This window comes from Candidatus Eisenbacteria bacterium (assembly GCA_035712145.1).
In the GTDB taxonomy this organism is placed as follows: Bacteria; Eisenbacteria; RBG-16-71-46; order RBG-16-71-46; family RBG-16-71-46; genus DASTBI01.
In genome coordinates this window covers 1-2,321 of sequence record DASTBI010000271.1, presented here as the reverse complement: position 1 = coordinate 2,321, position 2,321 = coordinate 1, and the positions used below count along the sequence as shown (strand labels likewise).

Here is a 2,321-nt window from a genome sequence, read left to right as displayed (position 1 = left end):
ATGCGGCACTAGAAGCTCTGCAGGCGCTGATTATCTGCATTTCACCGCCTCCCGATGGCGATTAACGAGATCAGGAGAATTGTGTTATACTTTAGCCTGATCAATCGTTTCTAGGAGGCTCAAATGGCAAATGACTTATATCCTGCTTATATCATCACGACGTACCGGAGCGCATGGGGTCTACATCATCAGACCATTCCCACTGTCCCTATTGTTGCTAATGCTCTTATGCCAAGCGGCTTTGAATTTGATCTTCGTGGCGCTGCTGTATCTGTTGACCTGGATGATGCCGTGAGAGACTTCTACGATGTGGTAAAGCCCATTCTGAAGTCTACCTTCTCGTTCGTGGATTATGTTGCCTATAGCGTCCCGGCGCCTGGTCAGCCTGGTCAGCCGATTTTCGGCGCTGAATTGTCAATCGTGGGAACATCAGGGTCTACGCCAATGTGGGAGAAAGCGACCCAGATGACATTCAACTTTCGGACGGAAGGATTTGGAGCATATCGCTATACGCTGCTGGACTGCGGGGTTGGTTCGTTCGATAAGGATACCCCGCCGTATACCTCGACATTCCTGTCGATTATCAACTACATCACGGCAGAGAGTTCATGGTTCTCAGGGCGAGATGGGGATAGGCCGACAAACTGCATTAGCATCACGGCGACCTTGAATGAGAAACTGCGCCGCGCCTACGGCATGGCATAAATGAAAAACGGACGCTCTTTCGAACGCCCGTTCTCCTCATCACTGTCCGATAAGCCCATGCCTTGTGAGCCACTCAGACAGGTCTATGATACCTTCATCATGCGCTTTATGCAACGCTGGCGCGACGGTCAACTCAAGCCAGCGTAGTCGCCCAATTGAGGTTCGTTCTTTTCTCAATGCTCTCGCTGGCGGGGGGGTGGCGAGAGCAGGCTGAAATAGCGGATTTTCGCTCAGGAAAGGCTCAAATTCAGCGCAGATAACTTCGTAGGCGGTCATGTCCTTAAAACGGGCGCAAACCGCCTTAGCCTTCTTTCCTTTTAGTTCAAGTTCGCATCGCAGCAAATGTGCGCGGGGGTGGGGATGATTGTACCGATAGATACGAAGAAAACGCTCACTTTTCCTCGAACCTATATATCGCGTCTCGCCCTTTTCAGATACAATGTGACTGCAAGTTTTGACGGCTACCTTCTTCTTATTTACGACCCACAATACAACATCGATGTCCGATTCGAAATCAATAGCCAGGTCGCATCTCGTCGCAAAGTTATGTGTTTCACGGATCAGTTCATAACCTCCTGCACCGTTAAAAATCACACTACAGGCGCGCCCGGAACATGCAACTATGGCGTGAGTGTTTATGTCACCCCAGAATATGGACAACTCGCTTTTGGTATCTACTATCCCCCCTACCCCGTATATCCCCTTCTCTTTGATCTGATAGGTGGGTGACGTTTCGGCTTCAAATTTTCGATACCATTCATAGGTTCGCATCAGGTCTAAAATGTACTCGCTACTTGCCCGCCCTACCCCACCGTGGGATGAGGGCAACTTAAACGTGTACGTGTACCAATCTACGAGAGGAAACATGTTTTTCTCCTTAAAGGGATGCTTTACCCACCCCCTTTATGGGGGTGGGGTAGGGGGGTTACTCGAAAGGAATGATGCAGGAAAAGAGATAGGCGCTATCTTCAGAGTAATAAATAATCTGAACGGCGATCAACTGATCGTTAATCGCATTGAAGATCGGAACCGCTTCTTCGGCGATCAGTTTGATCGTGCCGAGGAATGGCATCTCAACGGTCAAAATTTCAGGCGGTGTTACGCCATTTAGACCGAGATTCGAAATCCATTCCGAATAGCTGACCGCCTTATCTAAACGTCCTGGCATTGAATTGTTATCAGACAGTAACATGATGCGAACTCCTTTAACTGAACCCCCCTATCTTATAGGGGGGTGAAAACGATACCCCCATCATACCTAACCTCTTTCCTTCTCTGAAATAGAACAAAAATATTCCTTAAAAGGAATACCTAAGTTATAATCAATGAACAGTCAATTTAGGGAGGGCTAAACATGGCTCAGAGAACCTACGAAGTCGGGCTGCTGCTGGTATCCAAGCGGGCGCAAAGATACATGTCACGCTGGTATACTCAACTAGGCGTGCATCTCACCCCGCAAGAAAAGACGTGCTTGGATGCGGCACTAGAAGCTCTGCAGGCGCTGATTATCTGCATTTCACCGCCTCCCGATGGCGATTAACGAGATCAGGAGAATTGTGTTATACTTTAGCCTGATCAATCGTTTCTAGGAGGCTCAAATGGCAAATGACTTATAT

The 2,321-nt window shown here is 48.5% G+C and carries 3 protein-coding genes; 1 reads left to right on the top strand and 2 read right to left on the bottom strand.

Features of this window, described 5'->3' with window-relative positions:
* The first annotated feature begins 123 nt into the window (after positions 1 to 123).
* Complete coding sequence (locus tag VFQ05_19050; GenBank protein HET9328869.1) at positions 124 to 705, top strand: hypothetical protein; 582 nt, start codon at positions 124 to 126, stop codon at positions 703 to 705.
* 39 nt (positions 706 to 744) lie between these two features.
* On the opposite strand, the gene VFQ05_19045 is transcribed toward VFQ05_19050, so the two are convergent.
* Positions 745 to 1,572, bottom strand: coding sequence for a hypothetical protein (locus VFQ05_19045; GenBank protein ID HET9328868.1), 828 nt, complete (start codon positions 1,570 to 1,572; stop codon positions 745 to 747).
* A gap of 58 nt (positions 1,573 to 1,630) precedes the next feature.
* Complete coding sequence (locus tag VFQ05_19040) at positions 1,631 to 1,897, bottom strand: hypothetical protein (GenBank protein ID HET9328867.1); 267 nt, start codon at positions 1,895 to 1,897, stop codon at positions 1,631 to 1,633.
* Positions 1,898 to 2,321 lie beyond the last annotated feature (424 nt).

Coding starts and splice junctions, on each gene's coding strand:
- VFQ05_19050 (HET9328869.1), top strand. CDS start 124: ATGGCAAATGACTTATATCCTGCTTATATCATCACGACGTACCGGAGC.
- VFQ05_19045 (HET9328868.1), bottom strand. CDS start 1,572: ATGTTTCCTCTCGTAGATTGGTACACGTACACGTTTAAGTTGCCCTCA.
- VFQ05_19040 (HET9328867.1), bottom strand. CDS start 1,897: ATGTTACTGTCTGATAACAATTCAATGCCAGGACGTTTAGATAAGGCG.